Below are 26284 nucleotides of genomic sequence, written 5' to 3'. Positions count from 1 at the left end.
GAGCTAGCCCAGCTTGGGATTCGGCTTTCAGACAGCATATGCGCTCGGCTGTGCGAGAACGCGCGGCCGGGCGCATTGCGTTGCGAGCATGCTGCATGCAATGGTTTGCCATGGTTTTCGGCTTGCATAGCTGGATGATGCGCATTCCTGTTTCATGTCCATCCACGCTCGAACGTCACAAATCCAGTAGTTTCCCGACTATTATGCGGGGCTTGTGATGGTTAGCCGCAATCTATCGTCACAACTCTCGCACTATGCCGATCTCAGTGTGGGAGTTGTGACGTTTCAGGCCGCTCAGATGAAACGATTCCCGCATAGGCTTCGTAATCATGCGGGAATTGTGACGTGTTGAGCGCTGTATTGCATGCGCCAAGACAGCTGCTCCGCCGAGATGCTGCGCAAATCAGCTGTTCCATCGAGTCCGACTTGATCTTGCGCCGAAAACTCACACTATGGTGAGCGTGACGGCTGTGGTCGCGCCCTTGGCGTCGCGCACGCGCACCTGCTGGCCGGGGGCGGGGTCCTGCAGGCGCACGGTGTGAGTGATGTCGCCTAGCGGCGCGGAGACCTTGACGCGCAGTCCCAGAGCCTCGATGGCCTTTTTGGCGGCGTCGGTCTTCTGCCCGCGCACATCGGGAATCGTGACCATTTCAGGGCCTTTGGAGACGACCACATCGACGCTGTCGCCCCAGTGCAGCTGAGTGCCGGATTTGACGGAGGCCGAGATCACATTGCCGGACGCCACGGTGTCGCTGAATTCCTCGGTGTACGTCGGCTTGAGCTTGGCATCATCGAAGGCTGCCTGCGCATTGTCTTTCGACCGTCCCACCACGTCGGGCATACTCACCGGCATCGGCCCCTTGGAAAGGACGATGGTAATCGCCTTGTTGTGGTCCATCGTCGTTCCGGGATCCGGGCTGATGGCGCTGGCCGCATTCTGCGGCAGATTCAGCGAATACTCGTCCTTGGACGCGTCATGCATGACGTTGGTGAAGCCCACGCGTTTGAGCGCGGCCAGCGGGTCCTTGCCGTTGGCCGAGGAGGGGTCGAGGATGTCTGTGGGAATCGTCGCCTGCTTGACGCCCTGCGAGATGACCACGGTGATCTTGCTGCCGTCGCGCTTGCTTACATGATCGCCTACATGCGCAGGTCGTGTGGCGACGACCCGGCCTTTGGCGATCGTATCGCTGTACGATTTGGAGACCTGATAGGGGATGTTCGCCACTTTCAGCGTGCTCTCGTACGGGTTCCAGGCCGCATCGGCGATTGCGCACGGCGCGTTGTCGGCACAATTCACATCGTTCGGCCGCGGCATCGTCCAGTAGCTTCCCGGGCCGCGCAGATACCACCAGCCCATGCCGCCGCCAGACAGAGCAAGCACCAGGACCACGATAAGCGCGATGATAATCGGTTTTTTGATCCTGCCGCCGCGAGTGACGGTCTTCGAAGCGGGGGATGGTCCGCCTTGCCGTTCGTTGGCATGCTGCAATGGTTTCGCCGGCATCATCCCGATGGTCTGCGTGGCGTCTCGGCCGCTCTGCGCATTGCGGTTATCGGCTTGTCTGACCGGCGGCATCACGCGCGTCGATGTCGCGGACTCGTCCTTTGACGGCAACGGCATGTGCGTTGCGGAGACGCTGTTCGTTAAAGGATAGGTAGCGGCATCCGTGGCAGGTGCAGCGGCAGCTGCGTAGGATTCAGCGGAATCGGTTGCGTTCGCCGCGACATCGGCACTATACGCAGCGTTCGAATTCGATTGCGTAGGCGGAACCGGCGGAACCGGCACCGGCGCGGCGCCGAGCGGGGTATGAACAGTGTCGGAGGCTTCGGCGTTTTTCTCCTGCGGCTGGGAATCCGCGCTGTCCGCGCGAGCAGGATCCAGCCGATACTGCCACGCATCCACGCCCAAGCCCGCCATGATACCGCGCAATTCGCTGAGCGCCTCCTGGGCGTTCTCGGGCCGTACCTGAACCGAACGCGCGGTGAGATGCGTGATGAACTGCGATATTTTCACATCGATGCCGCGGCATGGCCCGGAAATTGCGGGCACATCCTCGTGCACATGCTTGAACACCAGCGTTACGGGATTGTCGGAAGTGAAGGGGACCTCGCCTGCGAGCATCTCCCAGGCCATGATTCCCACCGAATACAGATCGCCCTGCGCGGTGGCCTGATTATGCTCGATCATCTCCGGCGCGAGGTAGGCGGCGGTGCCCAGCAGCATGCCGGTGGAAGACAGCGTGGCCTGCGACGCCGCACGGGCCAGACCGAAGTCGGTGATCTGCACATGGCCCCGGTCGTTGAGCAGAATGTTCTCCGGCTTGATGTCGCGATGCACCACGTCGACGCGATGCGCCGCCGCAAGCCCATCGAGCGTCTCGGCGATGATGCGCAGCGTTTCGCGCACGCTGAAGGTGCGTTGCACGTCCATCTCATGACGCAAGTTGACGCCGTGGACGTACTCCATCACCAGATAGGCGAGGCCTTCGTATTCGCCGGTGTCATAGACCTGGACGATATGAGCGTTCGCGATGGCTGCGGCCGACTTGGCTTCGCGGTGGAAGCGTTCGATGAACTGGTCGCGATGAGATCCCTTGGCCAGCTGCGTGTGCATGATCTTGATGGCGACGGTGCGTTCGAGCCGTTCGTCAAGCGCCTGATAGACCGTGGCCATGCCGCCGTCGGCGATTTTGCGCACGATGCGATAGCGTCCTTCGATCGTCTGCCCTTCGGGGGCGTGTGCGGCTTCAGTCATGGCGGTGTGTGCTTAATCCCTCGTCTTCATGGGTGATGCGGAAATGATCACCACTGATAAGTCTACATGCGCACGTATGTCGTGCGTTAGCTTTTCGGGAGTAGGTGCGAGCAGCCTTCGGCCAGAATGCTCCTGGCGTGGTCTGCAGCATAAGGCGAAAAGGTGCCGGCATCGGCGCGATCGCCCGTGGTTTCAGCAGCGGCTTCTTGCGCGGCTTCCTGCGCAGCCTCGCCGATAGCCGCATCAATGGCGGCAAAGGCCAGCCGGCGCTGCTCGGCGATGCGTCGCTCGGATCGCGCCAGAGCCCCGGTGCGCTCGAACAGCGCAATCGTTTCCTTCACCTCGTCGTCAGAACGTTGCGACGCCTCGTATATAGCGATAAGGCGGTCGCGGTCGCAGGGACTGGCGCCCTGCAGCGCATCCGCCAGCAGCACGGTGTGCTTGCCTTCGCGGATGTCGCCGCCCACGGGCTTGCCGGAGGAACGGCTCGAGCCTTGCACGTCGATCAGATCGTCGGCGAGTTGGAAGGCGATTCCCAGCGGCTCGCCGATTCGCAATGCGTAGCGATGCGATGGCTCGGCAGGCAGGCCAGCTGCAAGGAATCCCAGCTCAAGCGGGGCGATGGCAGTATAGCTGGCGGTTTTCCAGCGGAACACTTCCAACGATGCAGCCACGAGATGCTCCGGATCGTCGAGCGCGATCTCTTCGGCGGACAGGTCGAGCACCTGACCGTACGCGACGTCGCGTTGCATAGCGAGGAACACGCGCAGGCCTTCCGCCTGGTTGCGCAGGCTGGACAGCGCCTCCTGCGCGATGTGCGCGCTCAATGCGGCAAGCGCATTGCCGAGCATGATGGCGAGTCCGGAGCCGATGCGCGTGTCGCGGGCCGCTGTTTCCAGCGCCTTGTGCGCACTCGGTTCGCCGCGGCGCAGGTCGGAGTCATCAATGATGTCGTCGTGGACCAACGCCGAGGTCTGGTAGATTTCCACGGCCGCAGCGAGATCGATCATCGCAGTGCGCTCCGGAGTGTCTGCGGCATCGGAATTTTGCGGATTGCCCTGCATCGCCCGTGCCGCGTCGAAGGCCGACAGCGCCAGCAATGCGCGCAGCCGTTTGCCGCCGGCGTTCGAAGCCGCCGCCTGTACGCGCACTGCAGGCATCAGACCGCTGTAGCCGTCGTACTGGGTGGATTGTGGAGCGATCCAGGCTTCCGTCAATTCGCCGATGCGGGACTCGAGGGTGCGCAAATCATGATCTGTGCTCATGTATATGAGTTATCCACAGCGTGCTGACAAAACAAGAATGGCGTCATTGCAAGGCGCACAACCATTTATCCACATTACCCGGATTGGCTTGCGCCGCATGGGCGCGGCCCCGCATAGTGGAATGACCGGCTCCGGTTCCAAGCGGCTGGCTTGTTGATGGTTCTGCTGCGATGGAATCGTTTGGCGGATATGAGACATGGCGAAAAAAGGAGGAGATTATGGATAGCAATACGGTGACGCTTGACGGAAGGGATACGCACGTCGGCGCAGGCGGACTCGAAGACGAGGAATTCGAAGACGCAGTGCAATTTGGTGGCACGGCGAATCACGGCGATGCACCGCCATGCGACGAGGGCAGCAGTGCGTCTGCCGGCATCGTGGCTGTCGATGGCGGTGTGGGGCAATGTCTGAAGAAGCCGAGTCTGAAGAAACCGGAAAAGCCGAAGGGGCGTGATGCGCAGGAAACGGGCGAACCGAAGGAATTGAGACGGCCGAGAGACAAGGAAACCGGCGAAAACACGCGTTGCGAGACATTGGCCAGATGCTTCCGGAAGCAGCGCAGAGAGCACGGCATCGCGCAGGCCGATGCCGCATGGGTCGAACAGCCGTTTGCGGTGTGGATGCGGCGCTTGGACGGAGATGGGTCGTGCCCCAGCACGCAGGACCTGGAGGCGTTGGCCGTCGGCATGGCCGAGGCGCTTGCGATCAGGGACGCGTTGATCGTCTCGCTGGTGGCGGGTCGTGGGCAGTGCGATAAGCGCCGCATGGTCGCGTTCGCTTCTCGTCCGCACGATCCTCGCAATGCCCGCAGCATGTACCGGCTTCTGCGCTCTGCCTTCGAGGACGAGCATGCTGCGCTCGACAGGCGGCGTTGCCATGCCGGCGTTGCGATGATGCGCGACATGGCCGATGCCGTGGCCGGGCGGTTCAAGGTGCAGCCGCTGGCCGTCGCCGGGTATATCCTATGGTGGATGGGCGAGGCCAAGGCCCTTGAATACGCGCTTCGCGCCTTGGGGCTGGATCAGGGCTGTACGCTGGCAGCGATTGTCTGTTCCGCGCTGGAGCAGGGGATAGGCCCTGCAAACAGCGGGAAACGACAGATTCGCAGCAGGCCGTCTTCGGAGTGATGGGAAAGTCGCGGGAATAATCGTCCGTGCGAGGTGGTTAACTCCAATAGTTGACGATTTGCCCTTGCCAGAAGTGCGCCTTTGTGCTATGCGTGCTGCGGCAGGATCACTCAGGAGGATAAGTTTGGCCACGAAGGAAACGACGGCGATCATGGAACAGGCTGACCAGGCTACCGGCAGTGACCCCTCGAAGAAGGCCGCGCCGGCGAGGAAGGCCTCAGCGAAAAAAACGAAGGCCGCCTCCGCAACCACTGCGAAGAAGACGCCGGCAAAATCGGCAGCTGAACCGGTGCGCTCCGGCAATGCTCATGCTCGCGGCGAGGATGAGGTGCTGGACAAGGACCAAGTCGACAACGACGAGGACATCGAGGACATGGACGCCATCGACGCTGATGACGATGCCGATGACGACGATCAGCTCGATGCCGACAGCGACGATGATGCGGATGACGATAGCGACGACGCTGGGGACGGCGATCACGACGATGACGGCGAGGACGAGGAGAAGCACGTCGAGGAGCCTGTGGTTCCCAAGGCCAAAGGCGTCTTCGTGGTGCGCGATGACGATGATGACGAGAATCTCACGCCTTCGGGCAACCCGAAGCGCCGCGTGGTCGCTGCTGGTGCCACGGCCGACCCGGTCAAGGACTACCTCAAGCAGATCGGCCGCGTGAGCCTGCTGAACGCTGAGCAGGAGGTCGACCTTTCCGAGCGCATCGAGGCCGGTCTCTACGCCCAGCATCTGCTTGACGCCGAAAGCGAGGGCATGGAGTTCCGCCGCAAGCGCGAGCTGAAATGGGCGGCGAACGACGGCAAGAAGGCCAAGGACCACCTGCTTGAGGCGAACCTGCGACTCGTGGTCTCTCTGGCCAAGCGCTACACGGGCCGCGGCATGCTCTTCCTCGATCTGATTCAGGAAGGCAATCTGGGCCTCATCCGCGCCGTCGAGAAGTTCGACTGGAAGAAGGGCTTCAAGTTCTCGACCTACGCCACCTGGTGGATTCGCCAGGCCATCACCCGCGCCATGGCCGATCAGGCGCGCACGATTCGCGTGCCCGTGCACATGGTCGAGGTCATCAACAAGCTTTCGCGCGTCCAGCGCCAGATGCTGCAGGATCTCGGGCGTGAGCCCACGCCGGACGAGCTGGCCCGAGAGCTCGACATGCCGGTCGAGAAAGTGCAGGAAGTGCAGAAGTACGGCCGTGAGCCGATTTCGCTGCACACTCCGCTCGGCGAGGATGGCGATTCCGAGTTCGGCGATCTGATCGAGGACACCGACGCGATCGCGCCTTCGGACGCCGTGGCCTTCTCCCTGCTGCAGGAGCAGTTCAAGCAGGTGCTGGAAACCCTGTCGCCCCGCGAGGCGGGCGTCATCAAGATGCGCTACGGCCTTGAGGATGGCCAGCCCAAGACGCTCGATGATATCGGGCGCGTCTACGGCGTGACCCGCGAACGCATCCGCCAGATCGAATCGAAGACCATGTCGAAGCTGCGTCACCCTTCGCGTTCGCAGACGTTGCGCGACTTCCTTGACCAGTGACCCAGGCGTCGGCGCTGCTGCATCGATACTCTTGCACGGTGTCTTTATGCCTTTTGCGCGGTGCCGAAAACACAATGCTTGCGGCATTGTCGAGATAGGCGTCCGATGAGGCTCTTCCCGTCGTCAGGTGGCGGCGAGGGGAGCTTTTCGTCGCGTGTACGGTAATGGTATGTTGCGCGTGAGCCATGCGCCGGTCGTATGGCTCGCTGTGGGATTCGTCGTGAATTGAGGAGAACAAGTGGCTGAGGATTACAGCGCCAAGAACCTGTCGGTACTCGAAGGTTTGGACGCCGTGCGCAAACGCCCCGGCATGTACATCGGCACAACCGACAGCCAAGGGCTTATGCACTGCCTGTGGGAGATCATCGACAACGCGGTGGACGAGGCGCTGGCGGGCGCATGCAGTCATATCACTGTCACGCTGCACGATGACGGCTCGATCGAAGTGGCCGACAATGGCCGCGGTATCCCCGTCGACGTGGAGCCCAAGACCAAGCTCACCGGCGTCGAAGTCGTGCTGACCAAGCTGCACGCCGGCGCGAAATTCGGCAACGACTCGTACAACGCCGCCGGAGGCTTGCACGGCGTGGGTTCCTCGGTGGTCAACGCGCTCAGTTCGCGCCTTGACGTCGAAGTCGATCGCAACGGCAAAACCTATCACATGGCTTTCCATCAGGGCCATCCGGGCATCTACAAGGATGCCGACCCACAACGTCCCTCGCCGGATTCGCCCTTCAAGCGCACAAGGAAGAACAAGCCCACCGAGCTCGAAATCATCGGCAAGGTCAGTCCGCGCACCACAGGCACGCGCGTGCGCTACTGGGCCGATCCCGAGATATTCAACGACACCGCCGAATTCAGCTACGATCTGCTCATCGACCGCGTGCGCCAGACCAGCTTCCTCGTGCCGGGCCTCAAAATCACCGTCATCGACGAGCATATTCTCGAGACCGGCGATGCCGATGTCGATGATCTGCTCGAAATCGATGCCGAATCGGCGGCTGAAGACGCTGAGAACATTGGGAATGCTGAGGCCGCGACAGTCGACGGGGCTGCCGGGGACGGCGATTCCAGCGATGGCGCCGATGCAGACGCCGAAGGCGACTTTGTGCCATCGACTGAAAATGCCGGGAACGTCGCCATCGCTGACGGCACAGCCAACGTCGGTTCCTCCGAGCATGCCCAGCCTATCGGGGAGTTCGCGGCATCCGCAACACCGGCCTCCGCCACTTCGCTGGTCGTCACGCAGTCAGGCGGTCATACCCATCGCCGCGTCGAGGAATTCCTGCACACCGGCGGGGTCAAGGACTTCGTCGATTATCTTTCGCACGGCGAACCCGTGTGCGGCATCTGGCATATCACCGGCAGCGCGACCTACAACGAGGAAACGCAGGCCGTGGACGAGAACGGCGATCTGCATGCGCAGAAGGTCACACGCGATTGCGGCGTCGACATCGCGCTGCGCTGGATCAACAGCTATGACACGACGTTGCGCAGCTTCGTGAACGTCGTGGAAACGCCGGGCGGCGGCATGCATGTCGACGGCTTCCTGCAGAGCCTGACCAGGCAGATTCGCAAGGCCGTGGAAGACAACGCCCGCAAGCTCAAGGTCAATCTCAAAGACGCCAGCACCCGCGTCGAGCGCGACGACATCCTCGCCGGGCTCGTGGCCGTCGTCACCGTGCGCATCGCCGAGCCGCAGTTCCAAGGCCAGACCAAGGATGTACTCGGCACGGCGGCGGTGCGCGGCATCGTCTCGCGCATGACCGACAAGCAGTTCGGCGAGATGATCGCCGGATCCAAACGCGGCTACAAAGAGCAGTCAGCCCGCGTGCTCGAGAAGATCACCAGCGAGATGCACGCGCGCATCCAGGCGCGCAAGACTAAAGAGGTCACGCGGCGCAAGAACGCGCTCGAATCCGCCTCCATGCCGCCCAAGCTCTCCGACTGCCAGCCGGGTAACGACGATGTGGCCGAGCTGTTCATCGTCGAGGGCGATTCCGCATTGGGCACCGCCAAGGCGGCCCGCAATTCGAGCTTCCAGGCGCTGCTGCCCATTCGCGGCAAGATCCTGAATGTGCAGAAGGCCTCGCTCGCGCAGATTCTCGCGAACAAGGAATGCGCGGCGATCATTCAGGTCGTCGGCGCGGGCTCGGGGCCGAATTTCGACATCGAACAGGCCCGATACAACAAAATCGTCATGATGACTGACGCCGACGTGGACGGGGCGCATATCCGCACGCTGCTGCTGACGCTGTTCTATCGCTACATGCGCCCGCTGATCGAGTTCGGCCATGTCTACGCCGCCGTGCCGCCGCTGCATCGCATCGCATTGGCCGGCAAGCATAAGGGCGAGTACATCTACACGTACTCGGACGACGAGCTGGCCGGCAGGCTTGACGAGCTGACCCGCCAGCACATCGATTTCAACAGCGACGTGCAGCGCTACAAGGGCTTGGGTGAGATGGACGCCGACCAGCTGGCCGACACCACGATGGACCCGCGCACGCGCATGCTGCGCCGCATCCGCATGGAGGACGCGGCGCACGCCAGTGACGTCTTCGAGCTGCTCATGGGCGACGAAGTGCCGCCGCGCAAGCAGTTCATCATCGAGAACGCCGACGACTTCGACCGCTCGCGTATCGACACCTGAGCGTCTGAGCACTTGAGCCGTATCGGCGTGTACGGGCGGGTAAGTGCGCGGGCAGACGAGTCAACGAGACCGGCCGCGCAGCGAGACCGCTTGCAGATCGGCATCGTTATGCTGCATTGCACGCCGGCTGTGCTTATCTGCTTATTTGCGTCGCTCGCGGCAGGTCTGGCCGAGTCTGCGCGACAGAGCGATAGGGTCGAGCAGATCGTCGAGTTCGGCATCCGACAGTTCGGTGCGCTCGCCGGCCACCTGCCGTACGGTTGTGTTCTCGCGTACGGCCTCCTGCGCGATCTGCGCAGCCCGCTCGTAGCCGATAGAGGCGTTCAGGGACGCGGAAATCGAAGGGGATGACTGCGCGTGCAGCAGGCCTGCGGCGACGTTGATGGTGATGCCGTCCACGCAGTTGTCCTTGAACATAATCATCGCGTTGTCGAGCAGTTCCATGCCGTCGAGCAGCGAATGGACGATCACCGGGTCGAAGGCGTTGAGCTGCAGCTGGGCCTCCGAAGCCGCCCAAGTGACCGTGGTGTCCATGCCGAAGATTCTAAAGCAGCACTGGTCGACGCATTCGGGGATGACCGGGTTGATCTTGCCGGGCATGATGCTGCTGCCGGCCTGGCGCGCAGGCACATCCAGCTCGTTGAAGCCGTCGCGCGGCCCCGAGTTGAGCAGGCGCAGATCGTCGGCGGCTTTCTTGAGGTGTACGGCAATGTTTTTCAATGCGCTCGACAGCGTGATGTACACGCTCATGTCGGTGGTGGCGGAGATCGGGTCGGGAGCTGCAGTGATCGGTAGTCCGGTGTTTTCGGCCAGGCGGGAGATCGCGGCCTCGCGGAAGCGCAGATCGGCGCAGATGCCAGTGCCCACGGCTGTGGCGCCCAAGTTGAGCTCGCTCAGCTGGGGAATCAGGGATTCAAGGGTGAGCCAGTCGCTTTTCAGGAAGCTGGCGAAGGCGTGGAACTCCTGCCCGAAGGTCATCGGCACGGCGTCCTGCAGCTGCGTGCGGCCGATGGTCACATCGTTGATGTGCCGGTCGGCGAGGTCGTGGAAAGACTTGGCCAAGGTTTTGCAGGCGGTCGCCAGCGGCTTGATCTCGCTGATCAGCGCGAGCTTGGCGGCGGCAGGGTAGGTGTCGTTGGTCGACTGCGATTTGTTTACGTCGTCATTGGGATGGATATGCGCGTAGTCGCCCTTGGCGTGCCCGCCGAGTTCCAAGGCCCGGTTGGCGACCACCTCGTTCGTGTTCATGTTCAGCGAGGTGCCGGCCCCGCCCTGCAGCTGGTCGATGGGGAACTGGTCGGCCAGGGCGCCGACCTCGACTTCCAGGCAGGCCGCGACGATGAGCCGAGCCTTGCCCTCGTCGAGCAGCCCGAGCTGGGCATTGGCCTGGGCGCAGGCGCGTTTGACGGTGGCGTACGCCTTGACGAGCTGCGGGTGATGCGCGTCCGAGCGTCCTGAGACGGTGAAATTGCGCGTGGCGCGCAGCGTGTGGATGCCCCAGTAGGCATTCTCGGGCACCTCGAATTCGCCGATGCAGTCGTGCTCGCGGCGCGTGGTGAGGGTCTGCGCCGTATCGGCTGTGCTGCTTGAGGCTGGTTGCGTAGTGGTTTGTACGATTGCTTGTGCAACCTTGTGGGCGTCAAGCGTTTCGGTCGTGGATGTTGGCTGGTAGGACATTGTTTGGTCTGCCATAATGGGCACCTTCCATCGTTGTTGCCGCAATCTATCATCGCGAATTATGTTACGAATCGTCGCATCGGTGCGGTGCGACGTGTTATGGGGGGATGTGTGCGTCACAACTCCCGCACTAACCAGACCCTTGTGCGGGCGGAAGCGTTAAGCGCAGAACCCTGTGGGTTCTGCGTAGCCGACGCCGAGGGCCCACCAAGGGCCCGAGGAAACAACGGGGTTCACCCTTGGACAGTCGTTGGGTCACGAATCGTCACAACCTCTGCATTGAGATCAACATAGTGCGGGGATTGTGATGTTTGCATGCTTCCAGACGACACAACTCCCGCACTGTATTCGTAATCATGCGGGGATTGCAACGTTTGCAGAAGGGCGTGCGGGCTGGCCTAGGGCGCAATGAGGAAGCAGGCGGTTGCGGCACAGTCACACACCAAGAGCGCATTGATATAAAGGTACAATACTGAAATGCTGGGCTATCGCGTGTCGTGAACCGGTTCGTGATTGAATAGCGGAGTTATAGGAACGTTCGTACACCACGAGTGGGGATAGCGGAACGCACTCTCTCTCTGGCGTGCTTGCAACTTGGCGGACCGACCAGCCGCCGGGTCCGTCAAAAACCTTATTCGCAAAGGAGCTCACGTGGCCAATCTGCTGCTTGCCGTGATTTACATCGCCTTCATCAGCTTGGGATTGCCTGATTCGCTGCTGGGTTCGGCATGGCCTACGATGAGCCATGATCTTGGCGCGCCGTTGTCGTGGGCGGGCGGCATTTCGATGGTGATTTCGGCGGGCACGATCATCTCCGCGCTGCTCTCCGACCGCATGACGCTGCGCTTCGGCGTCGGCAAGGTCATGCTGACTTCGGTGGCCACCACCGCCGCGGCGCTGCTGGGGTTCTCCCTCGCGCCGAACTACTGGACGCTGCTGCTGATGGCGATTCCCTACGGCTTGGGCGCGGGCGGCGTGGATGCCGCGCTGAACAACTACGTGGCCATCCACTACGCGAGCCGGCATATGAGCTGGCTGCACTGCATGTGGGGCGTCGGCGCCTCGCTCGGCCCCTATATCATGGGATTCGCGCTGACCCGAGGCCAGGGCTGGTCGTGGGGCTATCGCTATATCGCCATCCTGCAGGTCGTGCTCACGGTAGTGCTGACGCTGTCGCTGCCCTTGTGGAAAGGACGGACGGCGGCGGTTGCGGGGGCTGACAGCGACGTTGATATTGGGGCTATGAGGGAGAAAAGTGACGTTTCCGAGAGTGCGGACGGGTCTCATGCGTCGGTCAAGCGGACTCAACCCGTCAAACCGCTCGGATTTCGGCAGATTGTCGCCATTCCCGGTGCCAAATCCGTATTCGTGACCTTCTTCTGCTACTGCGCCGTCGAATCCACTGCCGGGCTGTGGGCGAGCAGCTATATGGTGCTGCACCACGGGCTGGATGCGAAAACCGCAGCGAGCTGGGCGAGCCTGTTCTATGTCGGCATCACCATCGGCCGCGCCCTGAGCGGCTTCATGACGATGCGATTCAACGATCCGACGATGATTCGCATCGGCCAGACGATTATGCTGTGTGGCATTGTGCTGCTCATGGTGCCCTTCCCGGGGCAGATCATGGCGCTGGTCGGGCTGATTCTGGTCGGACTGGGCTGCGCGCCGATCTACCCGTGCATCATCCACTCGACGCCTGCGTATTTCGGCGCGGACAAATCCCAGGCCATCGTCGGCGTGCAGATGGCCAGCGCCTACGTCGGTGCGCTCGCCGTGCCACCGCTGTTCGGTCTGATCGCCGACCACACGTCGATTTCGCTGTACCCGATCTTCCTGCTGCTCATACTGGTGATCATGGTCATGATGCATGAGCTGCTGCGCCGTACAGCGCGTCGAGCGGTATAGCGAGCCTGCCGTGTGACAGCGCAAGGCGTGTCGCATGATCGGCACGCAGTCGCCATGCTCTGCCATAATCGAACATATGTACGAATGCTTGAACCTCTTCTCGACGCCGACCCGGGCGTGGTTCGAGCATGCATTCCGCGAACCGACTGCAGTGCAGCAGCAGGCGTGGCCCGTGATCAGCTCGGGCGGCAATGTACTGGTGATTGCGCCTACCGGGTCGGGTAAGACGTTGACGGCATTTCTGTCGGCCATTGACCGGCTGATGACACATGGTGGCGTTCATGAAGGCATAGGCGATGACGCGCGACACATTGCAGACGAGACCGTGCAGCGTGCGGCGCACGATACGCTCAATAGCGCTGTGCAAGACCTTGCGCAAAACGTGGCACGAATTGCTGTCAATGGCGCTCAGCCTAGTGGCACCGTGCAACCCAAAGACACAGCGCAGACTGTTGAAAACCATGCTGCCTCGGCTGGCCGGGCGAGGCGGGGGAAACGCCATGCCAAACATGGTGTGCGTGTGCTCTATATCTCGCCGCTCAAGGCGCTCGCTGTCGATGTGGCGCGCAACCTCAATGCGCCGCTGGTGGGAATCGCCGCGGAATGTCGCAGCGAAGGGGTCACGCCGCCCGATATTCGCGTAGCCATTCGCAGCGGCGATACGACGCCGAAAGAGCGCCGATCAATCGCCACGCATCCGCCGGATATCCTCGTCACCACGCCCGAATCGCTCTTCCTGCTGCTTACTTCGAAAGCCCGCAGCACATTGTCAACAGTCGAGACGGTGATTCTTGACGAAGTGCACGCCTTGGCCGGCTCGAAGCGTGGCGCACATCTTGCGCTGAGCTTGGAACGACTCGATTCGCTTACGCCCGCTCCGGCGCAGCGCGTGGGATTGTCCGCCACCGTGCGTCCGGCATCGGAAGCAGCGCGGTTCATCGGCGGCGGCCGTGACGTTGCCATCATCGAGCCGAAAGGACGGCCGGTCATGGATTTGCGCGTCGTGGAGCCATTGGCTGACATGCGCGACATCCATGCGTCGAAAGCTGTGACATCGGCCGGCTCCGGGGCGCATGGGCATATCAGCGGTATCAGCGGAGTGAACCCTGCCATGCAGCGCCTCGCTGAACGCTCGGAGAGCGTAGCGAAGAAGTCTGCTCGCGGTGGTTCGTCTCAGTTTGGGCAGCCTCCTGGCGGCACCGACAAGGATTTTTCGGGGTCGATATGGCCCGCCATCGAACGTGATGTGCTCGACGAGATTCTGCGGCACCACACCACACTGGTGTTCGTCAATTCGCGCGGGCTGGCGGAGCGGCTTACTGCCAAGCTCAATGACCTCTACGCTGAGAGCCTGCAAGGAGCCGATTCCCAAACCCAATCATCATCGCGGCATGACTACGGTTCCGCAGCCCATTACGATTCGGTGGTCGGCTCCTCGACAAACCTCGTTGAATCGCATGGCAGCGACACGACCATCGCTATGGCCCATCATGGTTCGGTTTCCAAAGACCGGCGCAAACGAATCGAGGAGGATCTCAAGCACGGTCGGCTACGCTGCGTCGTTGCAACGAGCAGCTTGGAACTCGGCATCGATATGGGTTCGGTCGATCTGGTGGTGCAGATCGCACCGCCGCTCTCGGTGTCCTCAGGGCTGCAGCGCGTCGGCCGCGCCGACCATCGCGTGGGCGGCGTCTCGCACGCCCTGTTCTACCCATTGACCCGCGAGCAGCTTATCGGCTCCGCGGCGTGCATCGAAAGCATGGTCAAAGGCGATATCGAGCCGTTGAGCGTCATTCGCAGCCCCTTGGATATCCTCGCTCAGCAGACCGTTGCTGCGGCGGCCATGAATGACCTCAGACCCGACGATTGGTATGTGACTGTGCGCCGGGCAGCGCCGTTCGCCACGCTTGAGCGCGATATGTTCGACGCCGTGCTCGACATGCTTACCGGCAGCTACGACAGCGAGGATTTCTCCGCGTTCCGCCCGCCGCTGCAATGGGATCATGAGAGCAACGTCATCTCGGCGCGTCCCGGAGCACAGCGTCTGGCCGTCACTTCGGGCGGGACGATTCCTGATCGCGGCATGTACACCGTCGTGCTGCCTGAAGCGCAGGCAGGGCCGGGGCCGCGTCGGGTGGGCGAGCTTGACGAGGAAATGGTCTACGAATCGCGAGTCGGCGACGTGATTACCCTAGGAACCTCCACATGGCAGATCAAGGAGATCACCAACGACCGCGTCATCGTCAACCCGGCTCCTGGTCGTACCGCGCGGCTGCCGTTCTGGCATGGAGAAGGCAACGGACGCGATGTCGGCTTCGGCATATCCAAAGGCCGTTTCATCCGTGAAATGACGCAAGGGCTGATATCGGCGCACGACGGCGAAAGCGCGCGATTCAATGAGCCAATAACACATCGATTGCATGACGACGGGCTTGACAATAATGCCTGCGCGAATCTGGCCGGATTGCTCAGCGAACAGGTTGCCGCGACCGATACGGTCGCCAATGATCAGCAGCTCGTGGTCGAGCGCTGCGAAGACGAGGAAGGCGATTGGCGCGTCATTCTGCATTCGCCCTTCGGCAGGCGGGTGCATGAGCCGTGGTCGATGGTTGTGGCCAACCGGCTCAAGGCGCGGTACGGCTTCGACAAGCAGTGCTATGCCGCCGATGATGGCATCGTGGTGCGCATACCTCAGACCAGCGCCGACATCCCCGCAGGCCAGATATTCCTGTTCGACCCGGACGAGCTGCAGCGTGACGTCGAGAATCAGGTCGGCGAATCGGTGCTCTTCTCTGCGCGATTCCGCGAGTGCGCGGCGCGGTCGCTGTATCTGCCGCGCACCAAGCCGGGCAAGCGCGTGCCGCTCTGGCAGCAGCGCCTGCGCTCCGCCCAGCTTTTGCAAGCCGCCAGAACGCAGCGCAACTTTCCGCTGATTTTGGAAACCGCGCGCGAATGCCTGCAAGACGTCTACGACCTGCCAGCGCTGCGCCGCATCATGACCGCGCTGGACAGCGGCGATATGCTGCTGCATGATGTGCGCACCGAAACGCCCTCGTCGCTGGCAGGCAACCTGCTGTTCGGCTTCGTCGGTTCGGTCATGTACCAGTACGACGTGCCGCAGGCCGAGCGTGCCGCCTCGCTGCTGTCGATGGACCCGGAAGTGCTGGAACGCCTGATCGGCGGCAATCGCATTGCGGAGGTGCTTGACGAGCAGACTACCTACGACGTCGAAGAGGAACTGGCGCAGACCCATTTCTGGAACGAGCTGGCAAGCGACGACGTAACCGGGCGGGTTACACGCTACGCCAAAACGCACGGCCCGTTCACTGCCGATGAGGCTATTGCGGTGCTGGGATTTGACGCCGTCAGCGTGGTGCGCGAACTGGATGCCTTGGTTGCCAGAGGTGACCTGCTGAGCGGACATTTCACGGGGGAGGGGGCCATCGTCGCTGGAGCTGCACAGTATCTGCATCGCGACGTGTTCCGGCGCATCCGCAACCGTTCGCTCGCCAAAGCGCGAGCCGCCATCAAACCCGTCAGCAGCGCGGCGTATCAGTCGTATCTGATCCGCAGGCAGGGAATAATGAGCGTGGGCGCTGCTGCGGGCGAAAGCGTTGCTGAAACTGGCCGTGCCGATAGCATTGTTGCCGGGCGTAGCAATGACTGCCGCATCGGCAGCGAGGCCAGCGGCGTCGGCTCCAACGGTGAAGAATCGGACGCAGCCAGAACTGGGATCGTACATGACGCAGGGAATGGAGGAGCTTCCACGGGCACTGCTTCCACGGCCCCTGTTTTCGAAGGCGCTGACGGCCTTCTGCGTGTCCTCGAGCAATTGGAAGGATTATCGCTACCAGCGTCGCTGTGGGAATCCGCGATATTCCCGGCACGCATACGCGATTATCAGCCGTCCATGCTTGATGAATTGCTTTCCAGCGGCGACATCGTCTGGGTTGGCTCGGGCAGTCCCGCGCACGGCGAAGCCGGTCAAATCACCTGGTATCTCGCCGATTCGCCGCTGCTCGCAGCAGTTGCCCCCGGCCGCGATACTGCGATGAAGTCTTCCAGCAAAAACCTAACGAATCATGCCACAGCTCTCCGCGCCACAGCATCAGACGCGGCACTACACGCAACACCACACGCGGCATTACACAGTGCGACTGCATCAACCCACAGCGATGATATTGTGCAGAAGGATGACAGAATCGAAGCTGCGAGCTTAACTGCACCGCGCATCACGCCCGGCACCGACAACTCAACAAATCCATCTGCATCACGCGTCACGCCCGATGACGCGATCATGCAGGTGCTGGAATCAGGCGGTGCCTATCCGGTTCATCGATTGACCGCGTTGTGTACCGAAACCGCCGAACAAACGATGGCCAATAGCAATGCCACATCGTTGACGGTGAACGAGTCAACCGGAGAACTTTCAGTTCCCTGGACGGAAATCGAGTTCCAAGAGGCACTATGGAATCTGGTATGGTCCGGTGCAGTGACGAACAGCTCATTCGCTCCTGTCCGGGCGCTGAGCGCTCCTCGTTCCGCTCGACGTGCAGTTCCTCGTCGCCGTGGCTGGAATTCCCGGGCACGAGTGCGCGTCACTGTGCCGCCCGCGCTGAGCGGCCTATGGTCGCTGGTGCCGCAGGACTTCGAAAATCAAAGTTATGGCAGTGAAACTCGTGGGCACCAGAATCATGAAAGCTCCGAACGCATAGCCGTAGCCCGCGTGGAGGCGCTGCTGGAACGATACGGGGTCATCGCGCAGCCGGTAATCGACCGGGAATCGCTCCCGGGCGGTTTCGCCGGCATCTATCCAGTACTCAAAGCGATGGAGGAAGCAGGCAAACTCGTGCGCGGCATGTTCGTCACTGGTCTGTCCGGCGTCCAATTCGCCGAACGCCAGACCGTGGACGCTCTGCGCGCTCAGCAGAGCGAGCTTGACACGCAGCGAGACAATGAGTCGCAAGCAGTGCAACACCATGCTGAATCAACGCAATTCCAGTCCGGGCCGAGACAGCCCCAGCCACCGCAACCCTTCGAAAACCAGCACAGCAAATCCGCGCTGCAAGCCGTGGCCCTAGACGCGCTCGACCCGGCGAATCTCGCCGGAGGAGCTGTCCCGTGGCCGCAAACCCTGTCGGAAAGTGGACGCAAGCCGTCACGCCGCGAAGGCAGCATCGTCGTCATGGTGCAAGGCGAGGCCGTGCTCTACATGTCCCAGCGTCACCTCCTGGTCTTTGCGCGAAATGGCCAAAACGATGACCGGAAAATCGGGCAAGAGCTCAGTCAAGAATGCGATGATCGAAAACGCGATGACCAAAACTACGACGGGCAAAAATGCGGTGAACGAATACCCAGTATTCAAGAACACAAGAAAAACGACCAAGAGCACAGCATCCAAGAACCCAACGACGCCATCCTCATCGCCGCACTGCATCAACTCATCCCAGCGCTGCAACGCAGCCACCGCGGCAGCATCGTCATTGCTGATGTCAACGGCGAGCCGTTAACCTCCACAAATCATTACGCCCGCCTGCTGCGAGCCATCGGATTCGTCCCCGCCCCACAAGGCATGACCTTGTACCGATGAGTTGGAATGGGAAACTTCTGTACGGAGTTTTCCGTTTGATGTCAATGCTGCAGTGACATAGCGTCTTTTGACAACGCGGCCGGCGCAATGCGGATGCATACGATACAGTGGGAAGTCAACGAATGCGAAGGGGAGAGAACTGTGAAAAGGCTCGATTACACGAAGTACGACAGGCTGCCCAATCCAATGCTGAGTCCGGGCGCGACAATCGAATACGTGGAGCCTCGCCCTGTATCCATCGTCTCCCTCGAACAGCTCCGTGATGTCATATCGCATCGAAGAAAAGAACAAGGATTGTCTCAGGAAGATCTGGCGAGGGAATCCTTGGTTTCTTTGCGCGCCGCGCAACTGCTGGAAGAGTCCGGGGAGGGAAGCATTCATGATGCCATCGCCGTGCTGACGACGCTGCAGATCAAGCCAATGGTGCTTCCACCAGCTCTGGCGAAGGCGGCTATGAGGACGCAGGAGCATGACTGAGGAAGAACTTCACGTCTGGGAAAATGGAGTGCCCGTCGGCGTTTTCCATAACGACAAAAACGGAGACATCGGGTTTGAATACGACGGGAATGCGAAAGCGCCGATCAGTCTCAGTCTCCCACTCTCCGGGGAATGGGAGAAGAAAGCCCCACAGGCGTTTCTTGAGAATCTGCTGCCTGATGACTTAAGTACCCGCGATGTCATGGCGAGCAGCTTAGGGGCGAAATCGACTTCGACCTTCGATCTTCTTGATGGTGTGGACGCGACTGGCGGACTGGCTTTCTCGCTTCGAGATGTCAGTCCTTTTCCGGCAACTCCTGTTCTGTCCCCGATGACTGACGGCGACATCGTGAACAGGATACGTGATCTCAGTCGCCTCGGTTCCGCTTGGTGGGCCATGCCAGTGGCGGGTGAGTTCTTTGCGGAGAATGTCATGTCGCAGCACTGGGAGCAGCTGGCTCAGCAGAATGCGCTTGACCCATCTCGTGTTGTTTGCATCGCGCGGAATATGCGGGAAAAAGTGCATGATGGCATGGACGAGGCAATCGCAGGATTGGATTCGCCGATTGCAGACAGACTCCGCAGGACATGGGAGAAGACTAGTCAGATGGTCTGATGCCTGACTATCAGCCTATCGACATCGCCATCGAAATCAGTAGAATACCGGACATCAAACATCTCGCCCGGTCTTTCGGAGTTTCTCAGCGAAATAGCTATGCACATCGTCAGGCGTACGCCACACGCCCACAATCTCATCGCCATCTGCTAAATCGCTTTCGCGCACATCAGCGTCATAGGCGTAAGCATCAACCTCATGGTTCAGCTTCGCACGCAAATCAACACCGCGACGCCGCGCCTCAGCCTCAGCCTCAGCCTTCGCATACTTCACGTCATCGAAAGTCAACACAGTCATAGCAACACCTCCTTCGCATCCTTCGCATTCGATAGCTCAAGCATGCAATGAGGCGCAATTCTCCTACAGCGGAAGAGCAAGTCCCTTCCCTGCTCATAAACAGCAGGCGCGTACCCGCAAAGCCCTAAAACCCGCGTAACCCGCGCAACCTCACGCCACAAATCCGATCGGCGCATCGAGCTCCACGCCGGACGCATCGCGGCGCATATCGGGCTTCGGCAGGTCGATGGGCGATCCGGAAGCCGTGCTGGCGCGCAGCGGATAGGAGCCGACCCATGCGGCGATCAGGGTGTTCTGGCCTTTGAGGAAGCGCTGGGAGCGCACGCCGCCGGTGCCACGGCCCTTCATCGGATACATCTCGAGCGGGGTGACCTTTGCGGCGCCGTTCTCCGTGCCTTCCAGCGCATCGGCATCGCCTGCCACGGTGAGCACCACAGCCCCGGAGGCGGAGAACAGGCCGTTTTCGCCCTCCTCGTAGGTCCAGGCGACCTTGCCGGCCTGCACCACGTTGAACGCCTGCGCCCGGCAGCCTTCGGCGAGCTTGATGCCGGCCATGCCGCCCGCCGAACGGCCCTGCGGACGCACGACCGAGCTGGCGAACGTCAGCAGCGAGGAATCCGAGGAGATGAATACCAGCCGGTCGTCGTCGGCTGCGGGCGCGGCGAAGAGCACGCGGTCGCCATCCTTGAGGTCGATGACGCTCCACGAATCCATAGTCGTAGGCGACTCCCGGTTCCAGCGCTTGACAACGCCGGCAGCGGTGCCGATAGCCAGCGGCGGCTCATCGTCCCCTAGCGACACGGCGGTAACGACGTGCTCGCCAGCAACCGGATCGGTGCTTTCGGTCTGCGTCAGCAGCTCGTCGGCCTTGACCGCACCGCTGAGCGACAGCGTGACCGAGGCTGGCAGGGCAGGCAAATCGGCCACCTGCGCAAGCACCAGCCGCCCAGCCGAAGTGATGAGGCCATAGGAGGCCAGCGTCGTGGTGGGGAAGACAGTAACGATCTGGTCGTCGGTTGCGCGGCCGTCCGAAGCGGAATGCGTCTGCCAGATGTCCAAGGCGCTCGGCGTGCTGCGGGCGATCAGCCCCGATGCACTCACCAGCACCGTGCATGGCTCGTCGTCCAGCTGCAGTGCCGAAGCCGCTTCGTCGGCGTTTCCGGCCTTGCGCGCGGCGGCGGCCGCTTCGACTCCGGCAGCGGCCGAAGACACCGACGAAGCGGCGTGCATAGCCGCAAGCGCCGAGGCAGACAGCGTTTCATCGCCTTCGGCGCTCACCGGGGCCAGCTCGCCCGAAGGGCCCTCATCAAGCAGCACCGTGCGGCGCGGCGCGCCCCAGGACGCCACAGCCTCGTCCATTTCGTCGGTGATGACCCGATCGAGCGCCTCACTCGACGCCAGAATGCGTTCCAGCTCCTCAATGCTGCGCTTCAAGTCATCGCGCTCGGATTCTAGCTCGATGCGGCTCATGCGCGTCAGTCTGCGCAGCCGCAGATCGAGGATGTACTGGGCCTGAATCTCGTCAAGGTCGAACACGGCCATCAGCCGCGTCTTGGCACTCTCGGCGTCCTCGGAAGTGCGGATGACCTGAATGACCTCGTCGATGTCGATCATGGCCAGCAGCAGGCCTTCGACCAAGTGCAGACGCTCCTGCGCCTTCCTGCGGCGGTATTCGCTGCGGCGGCGGATGACGGCACGTCGGTGCCCGACCCACACCTCAAGCATCTCTTTCAGGCCCATCGTATGTGGGCGTCCGTCGACCAGCGCGACGTTGTTGATCGAGAAATTATCCTGCAGCGGGGTGAACTTGAACAGCTGCGCGAGCACCGCGTTGGGATCGAAGCCGGTTTTGATCTCGATGACGAGCCGGGTGCCGTTGTGCCGGTCGGTCAGGTCGATCGCGCCGGAGATGCCTTCGAGCTTGTGGCTCTTCACGCTTTCGGAGATGCGTTCGAGCACCCGCTCCGGGCCGACCATGAAGGGCAGCTCCGTGACGACAATCGCCCGTTTGCGGGCCGTCACGTTTTCCAAGTGTGTGGCCGCGCGGGTCGTCAACGTGCCGCGGCCGGTCGCATAGGCCTCGCGGATGCCGTCGCGGCCGATGACGATGCCGCCGCCGGGCCAGTCGGGCCCGGGCACGAAGCGCATAAGATCCTCAAGCGTGGCGTCGGGATGATGCATGAGATGCTTGGCTGCGGCCACCACTTCGCCGAGGTTGTGCGTGGCCATATTCGTCGCCATGCCCACTGCGATGCCCGAAGCCCCGTTGACCAGCAGATTCGGAATCGCGCTGGGCAGCACGCTTGGCTCGCGCAATTTGTTGTCGTAGTTCGGCGCGAAATCGACGGTATCCTCGTCGATGCTGGCGTTCATTCCCAGCGCTGCGGGAGCCAACCGCGCCTCGGTGTAGCGGGAGGCCGCAGGCCCGTCGTCAAGCGAGCCGAAGTTGCCGTGGCCGTCGACCAGCGGCAATCGCATCGCGAAAGGCTGCGCCAGGCGCACCATAGCCTCGTAAATGGCCGAATCGCCGTGCGGATGCAGCTTGCCCATCACCTCGCCAACGACGCGCGCCGACTTCATGTAGGCGCGGTCGGGTGTGAGATTCATCTGGCCCATCTGGTAGATAATGCGCCGCTGCACCGGCTTCAGCCCGTCGCGGGCATCCGGCAGCGCGCGCGCATAGATCACCGAATAGGCGTATTCGAGGTAGGACTTGCTCATCTCCTCGTTCAGCGGCGTCTCGACGATATGCTCCTTGACCGTGCGCGGGTCGAAAGCCGCCTGAGCCGATTTGCGAGCACGTGCCATGCCGGAACTCCCTTGCCTGTTGAGTGCGATTGAGTGTGAACCGCCCCATGATATCCCAAACGGTCGGCCAACAGCGTTTCCGATGTTCTTGGGCGGGGTGGAGCAACGGTATTTTGGTCGGATACAGCATCTGACACCGTTTGAAAGGCGCCCACGGACATGCACAAGCGAAACACGGACATACGTAGGCTGGCGCATCGTTTATTAGGTCGATTTTTCGTCTATTAGGCACTTCGTCAAGTAGAGCGTGAATCCAGCGAATTGCATTTCGGCGGAATACCGCCATTCTTGGGAGATGGCACCGCGACGTCACGCCGCCTCCAATGCTGCGTTCCCGCGCAATGTGCTTAATAAATGCACAGCTAGGTCGCCATCTGCATTCGCAGAGCGCGAACATGGCGGGACAGCAGTGAGTTCGAACGAATGACGAACCCAGACAACTGACGAACCAGTACGACAACGGCCTTCTCTGCCGCAACCTGATATGCCTCATTATGCCAGCGCGAAAACAGACAAAGACATGAACGGGATAGTGCGATTCCGCTCGATTCCAAGCTCTTTTCGCGCTGCGGTGCTTGAATGGTGCGTATGAGTGTTGAGGTGCCGGATCGTAAGACGTTGCTGGAATTTGTGCCGACGGCGCAGTACGGGGACTTCGATGGCGTTGCGAATAGTGCGACAGGCTCGGCGGCCAGTGTGTCGGACAGTAACATCGAGACCTGTGGCGTCGCTATCGATGACGATACGCGGAGCGATGCCGGGGCCTATGACGCAGCGCGTACCCATGCCACACCGAACATCACCGTGCAGCGGGGCGGCGCGAGGCATCTGTCATCTGTGCTTCCGGCGCTGTCCAGCGCGATAGGCCACCCCATAACCACCGCCGTGCACAAGGATCCCGCCGCATTGCAGACTGCGCTCGGATTCCCCGACGCTCGCTCGGCCATCGTCGTGCTTGTAGACGGCTTGGGCTTTTGGAATCTCAATCTGCGCATCGGGCATGTGCCCTATCTGCGCTCGCTGCTGCGCGATTCGGCGAATCAGCGGCCTATCTCGACCTGCTCGCCGAGCACTACGGTGGCCGCAATGGCAACGTTCGGCACCGGCACTTGTCCGGGGCTCACGGGCATGGCGGGCTATACCCAGCGCAATCCGCAGACGGGGGAGCTCTCGCAGCTCATCCAGTTCAAACAGGCGATCGAGCCGCGTGATCTGCAGCGCCAGCCCACGGTTTTCGAGCGCTTGGCCAGGCAGGATGTGCCGGTCACGAGTTCAGGATTGCCCAAATTCGCCGACTCGCCATTGACGCAGGCGGCGTTGCGCGGGGCGCGGTATGTCGGCAACGCGCATCCGGGAGACAGAGTCAAGGCGGCTTGTCGAGCCGCTCGAGATCCGGGGCTGACGTATCTGTATCTTCGCGACACTGACAAAGTGGGGCATAATTTCGGCTGGAATTCGCCGGAATGGATAGCAGCCTTGGAAAGCGTCGACGCGCAGTTGGGTCTGCTGCATCGCAACGCCCCGCGCGGCACGCTTATCGTGATCGTGGCCGACCACGGTATGGTTTCCGCGCTGCCTGAGGAGCGCATCGACATCGCGCTGACGCCTCAGCTTAGGGAGGGCGTGGCTCTGGTTGGCGGGGAGCCGCGCGCCGTGATGATATACGCCGAGCGGAGCTGCCCGGCAGATGAGATTGCTGAGCGCTGGAAAGACTGTCTTGGCTCCCGTGCCTTGGTGCGCACTCGCGATCAGGCGATCGCCGAGGGCCTGTTCGGGCCGGTCGATCCGCGTGTCGAACCGATGATCGGCGACGTGCTGGCGCAGACCTCGGGCAATGTGACCCTCGTGGACTCGCGCAGCCAGAGCGACAAAGCGACGCGCCTGCCCAGCGTGCACGGCTCGCAGACCATGATGGAGATGGATGTGCCCTGTCTGATAGACGTCATCTGACCGACATTCGCGTGGGCGCGGTTTCGGGCGCATGCCGGTTCAGTCATTGTGCGGCACCCGATGACGGCTTGCGGCAGTCACGCGGATAGCCAAAGTCGCGCCCATGCGTTGCGTTTTGCATGCTACGACGATGCTGCAGTATGAAATGTTGCGTATGAAGGCCCTATTGCGTTCCGTTTCGTACGTCAGCCACGAGTTAGCGTGCAAAAGGCGACGAAACGATGGCAACTGAGCGGCAGCCAAGCTGATTTCAGTCGCCGAAAAGAATCTCATCCCAGCTGGGCACAGCCGAGCGCCGGGATTTGCGCTTTGACGGCTTCGTCGCATCGGTCTTCGACGTCTTGCGTCCTGATTGCATATCAGCATCAGCTGTGCTGTTGCCGGAGGCGACGCCACGTTTCTCGGCGGAAGTGGCGGAAGCGGCAGAGGCTTCAGCGTGCGACTTGGCTGCGCCGGCGTCGGCTCCCGCATCCGAGGCAGTGGAATCAGCTGATGCAGCGTCGCGCGGGCTGACATCCATTGGCAGGAGGTTCAGCGCCAGAGCGTCGGCCGATGCCGGCGCGTTCACGCCAGCGCTGTGACCAGCGTTAGCCTGCTGCCCGGGAACGATTGTTCCTGGCAGGCCCTGCGCTCCGCGTTCGTCGGCAGCCGAATGCCCCGCGAGTGCCGATTCACTCCCAGCGCCACTCGAGGCAGGCTTTGCCGAATGTGCGTCACCTCGCAACAAATCCCGCGACCTGTGCTGCGGCTGCGACTCGGATTCGCCCGCCCCCCATGCGGATACCGCTCGTTCGATGCGCGCCGAGCGAATCGAATCGCCCGGTATCCCCAGCACGATGGAGAACGCATCGTCAAGTTCGCCGTCCGTGTCCGAAGCCGTGTCGTCCGCGTCGCGATCATGGGGATTGAGACCCCCAAGCAGTCGTTTCGCAGTCGGATTAAGACAGGTGACCGCGTTGTCGTGCATGTTCCAAGTCCATTCGGCGCGCAGATGGCGACCCGCCGAATCGAATTCGGCGCAAATCCGCCACGGTTCGAGTCCTCGGCGTGTCGCCTTCCACGACAGCGACTCCATGCCGATGCGTGCCGTGGCCAGCGTGCGTTCGATGAGCTCGGCCATGGTGTGCACATGGCTTTCCTTCGGTGCCGGAACGGTGAGGAACTGATCGATGGCGTACTGCTTTTCCGTCTGCACCGATGCCGAGAAACGCCTGACCAAAGCAGGGCTCAGCCCGTATCGCTGGGCCACGCGCGCGGGTTCGGCGCCGGCGCGGATCAGCGTCTGAATCTGCGAAATCGGAAGGCTTTGGGCGACGGCGGGCGGTTCTGGCTGGAGGGATTCGGACTTAATCTGCTTGGCCTCGAGAATCGCGCGTTCCAGCGTTTCGTCCACTTCGACCGCGAACTGTGAGCCGTCAGCCGAAAAGACAAGTTCGCCCGACGGACTCACCGTGACGAAACTGGCCTGCGTGAGTGGCTTCTCCGGCATTACGCACCGCTTTCCTCATTGTTTTCTCGACTATCGTATTACTTATTTCCATTGTGCCCCACGTGTCGTATTTTACGAGCTTTTCGAATCGTGTATCCTATGCGGGGTAAAAGTCATGTATTCTATGGCGCATAA

Annotated in this window: 14 protein-coding genes and 2 pseudogenes; 10 read left to right on the top strand and 6 right to left on the bottom strand. The window is 61.7% G+C overall.

Going from position 1 to position 26284, the window contains the following annotated elements:
- Positions 1–445: 445 nt before the first annotated feature.
- Positions 446–2755, bottom strand: coding sequence for a Stk1 family PASTA domain-containing Ser/Thr kinase (locus tag BISU_RS03895; RefSeq protein ID WP_024463350.1), 2310 nt, complete (start codon positions 2753–2755; stop codon positions 446–448).
- An 86-nt stretch (positions 2756–2841) separates the two neighbouring features.
- The gene (locus BISU_RS03890; RefSeq protein ID WP_024463349.1) at positions 2842–4020 is read right to left on the bottom strand and encodes a polyprenyl synthetase family protein; all 1179 of its coding nucleotides are present in this window, start codon (positions 4018–4020) and stop codon (positions 2842–2844) included.
- Between the two features lie 218 nt (positions 4021–4238).
- Between BISU_RS03890 and BISU_RS03885 the strand changes: the two genes are divergently transcribed.
- The 3 genes from BISU_RS03885 to BISU_RS03875 all read left to right on the top strand — a co-directional run bounded on the left by BISU_RS03885 (position 4239) and on the right by BISU_RS03875 (position 9340).
- The gene (locus BISU_RS03885; protein ID WP_024463348.1) at positions 4239–5147 is read left to right on the top strand and encodes a DUF4192 family protein; all 909 of its coding nucleotides are present in this window, start codon (positions 4239–4241) and stop codon (positions 5145–5147) included.
- A 124-nt stretch (positions 5148–5271) separates the two neighbouring features.
- The gene (locus BISU_RS03880) at positions 5272–6687 is read left to right on the top strand and encodes an RNA polymerase sigma factor (RefSeq protein WP_024463347.1); all 1416 of its coding nucleotides are present in this window, start codon (positions 5272–5274) and stop codon (positions 6685–6687) included.
- Positions 6688–6997: 310 nt separating this feature from the next.
- Positions 6998–9340 carry a DNA gyrase/topoisomerase IV subunit B gene (locus BISU_RS03875; RefSeq protein WP_404801785.1) on the top strand — a complete coding sequence of 781 codons (2343 nt, stop codon included), beginning with the start codon at positions 6998–7000 and terminating at the stop codon, positions 9338–9340.
- Positions 9341–9481: 141 nt separating this feature from the next.
- Here the strand turns inward: BISU_RS03875 and BISU_RS03870 are convergent, their stop codons facing one another.
- The gene (locus tag BISU_RS03870; protein WP_226839141.1) at positions 9482–11032 is read right to left on the bottom strand and encodes an aspartate ammonia-lyase; all 1551 of its coding nucleotides are present in this window, start codon (positions 11030–11032) and stop codon (positions 9482–9484) included.
- A gap of 636 nt (positions 11033–11668) precedes the next feature.
- Between BISU_RS03870 and BISU_RS03865 the strand changes: the two genes are divergently transcribed.
- The 6 genes and pseudogenes from BISU_RS03865 (at position 11669) to BISU_RS11515 (ending at position 19605) form a co-directional block, all read left to right on the top strand.
- A complete protein-coding gene (locus BISU_RS03865; protein ID WP_024463344.1) occupies positions 11669–12922 on the top strand; it encodes an MFS transporter in 1254 nt (417 codons plus the stop codon).
- Between the two features lie 76 nt (positions 12923–12998).
- A pseudogene (locus BISU_RS03860) lies at positions 12999–16517 on the top strand (DEAD/DEAH box helicase); the annotation flags it as partial.
- 108 nt (positions 16518–16625) lie between these two features.
- Positions 16626–16952 (top strand): annotated as a pseudogene (locus BISU_RS13650) (Lhr family ATP-dependent helicase); the annotation flags it as partial.
- A 21-nt stretch (positions 16953–16973) separates the two neighbouring features.
- The gene (locus BISU_RS13645) at positions 16974–18512 is read left to right on the top strand and encodes an Lhr family helicase (RefSeq protein ID WP_428829336.1); all 1539 of its coding nucleotides are present in this window, start codon (positions 16974–16976) and stop codon (positions 18510–18512) included.
- Positions 18513–18653: 141 nt separating this feature from the next.
- Positions 18654–18989, top strand: coding sequence for a helix-turn-helix domain-containing protein (locus BISU_RS03855; protein ID WP_152599147.1), 336 nt, complete (start codon positions 18654–18656; stop codon positions 18987–18989).
- The gene (locus tag BISU_RS11515; protein ID WP_024463341.1) at positions 18982–19605 is read left to right on the top strand and encodes a HipA N-terminal domain-containing protein; all 624 of its coding nucleotides are present in this window, start codon (positions 18982–18984) and stop codon (positions 19603–19605) included. Before BISU_RS03855 ends, BISU_RS11515 begins: the two co-directional genes overlap by 8 nt.
- A gap of 54 nt (positions 19606–19659) precedes the next feature.
- On the opposite strand, the gene BISU_RS03845 is transcribed toward BISU_RS11515, so the two are convergent.
- Positions 19660–19896 (bottom strand): hypothetical protein, encoded by a 237-nt coding sequence (locus BISU_RS03845; RefSeq protein WP_152599149.1) that lies wholly within the window; start codon positions 19894–19896, stop codon positions 19660–19662.
- A 156-nt stretch (positions 19897–20052) separates the two neighbouring features.
- The gene (locus tag BISU_RS03840) at positions 20053–22710 is read right to left on the bottom strand and encodes a DNA gyrase/topoisomerase IV subunit A (RefSeq protein WP_024463339.1); all 2658 of its coding nucleotides are present in this window, start codon (positions 22708–22710) and stop codon (positions 20053–20055) included.
- Positions 22711–23298: 588 nt separating this feature from the next.
- Here BISU_RS03840 and BISU_RS03835 point away from each other — a divergent pair.
- Positions 23299–24660, top strand: coding sequence for an alkaline phosphatase family protein (locus tag BISU_RS03835; RefSeq protein WP_024463338.1), 1362 nt, complete (start codon positions 23299–23301; stop codon positions 24658–24660).
- A gap of 250 nt (positions 24661–24910) precedes the next feature.
- On the opposite strand, the gene sepH is transcribed toward BISU_RS03835, so the two are convergent.
- On the bottom strand, positions 24911–26149 hold the full coding sequence (gene sepH / locus BISU_RS03830) for a septation protein SepH (protein ID WP_024463337.1): 1239 nt from the start codon (positions 26147–26149) through the stop codon (positions 24911–24913).
- Positions 26150–26284 lie beyond the last annotated feature (135 nt).

Source organism: Bifidobacterium subtile (assembly GCF_000741775.1).
Lineage (GTDB): Bacteria > Actinomycetota > Actinomycetes > Actinomycetales > Bifidobacteriaceae > Bifidobacterium > Bifidobacterium subtile.
Note: the sequence above shows the minus strand (reverse complement) of the source record. Positions and strands in the feature narration are given on the sequence as shown.

Bases quoted from the DNA above. Each gene is read 5' to 3' on its own strand.
- BISU_RS03895 (WP_024463350.1), bottom strand. From the start codon at position 2,755: ATGACTGAAGCCGCACACGCCCCCGAAGGGCAGACGATCGAAGGACGC.
- BISU_RS03890 (WP_024463349.1), bottom strand. From the start codon at position 4,020: ATGAGCACAGATCATGATTTGCGCACCCTCGAGTCCCGCATCGGCGAA.
- BISU_RS03885 (WP_024463348.1), top strand. From the start codon at position 4,239: ATGGATAGCAATACGGTGACGCTTGACGGAAGGGATACGCACGTCGGC.
- BISU_RS03875 (WP_404801785.1), top strand. From the start codon at position 6,998: ATGTACATCGGCACAACCGACAGCCAAGGGCTTATGCACTGCCTGTGG.
- BISU_RS03870 (WP_226839141.1), bottom strand. From the start codon at position 11,032: ATGGCAGACCAAACAATGTCCTACCAGCCAACATCCACGACCGAAACG.
- BISU_RS13645 (WP_428829336.1), top strand. From the start codon at position 16,974: ATGAAGTCTTCCAGCAAAAACCTAACGAATCATGCCACAGCTCTCCGC.
- BISU_RS11515 (WP_024463341.1), top strand. From the start codon at position 18,982: ATGACTGAGGAAGAACTTCACGTCTGGGAAAATGGAGTGCCCGTCGGC.
- BISU_RS03840 (WP_024463339.1), bottom strand. From the start codon at position 22,710: ATGGCACGTGCTCGCAAATCGGCTCAGGCGGCTTTCGACCCGCGCACG.
- BISU_RS03835 (WP_024463338.1), top strand. From the start codon at position 23,299: ATGAGTGTTGAGGTGCCGGATCGTAAGACGTTGCTGGAATTTGTGCCG.
- sepH (WP_024463337.1), bottom strand. From the start codon at position 26,149: ATGCCGGAGAAGCCACTCACGCAGGCCAGTTTCGTCACGGTGAGTCCG.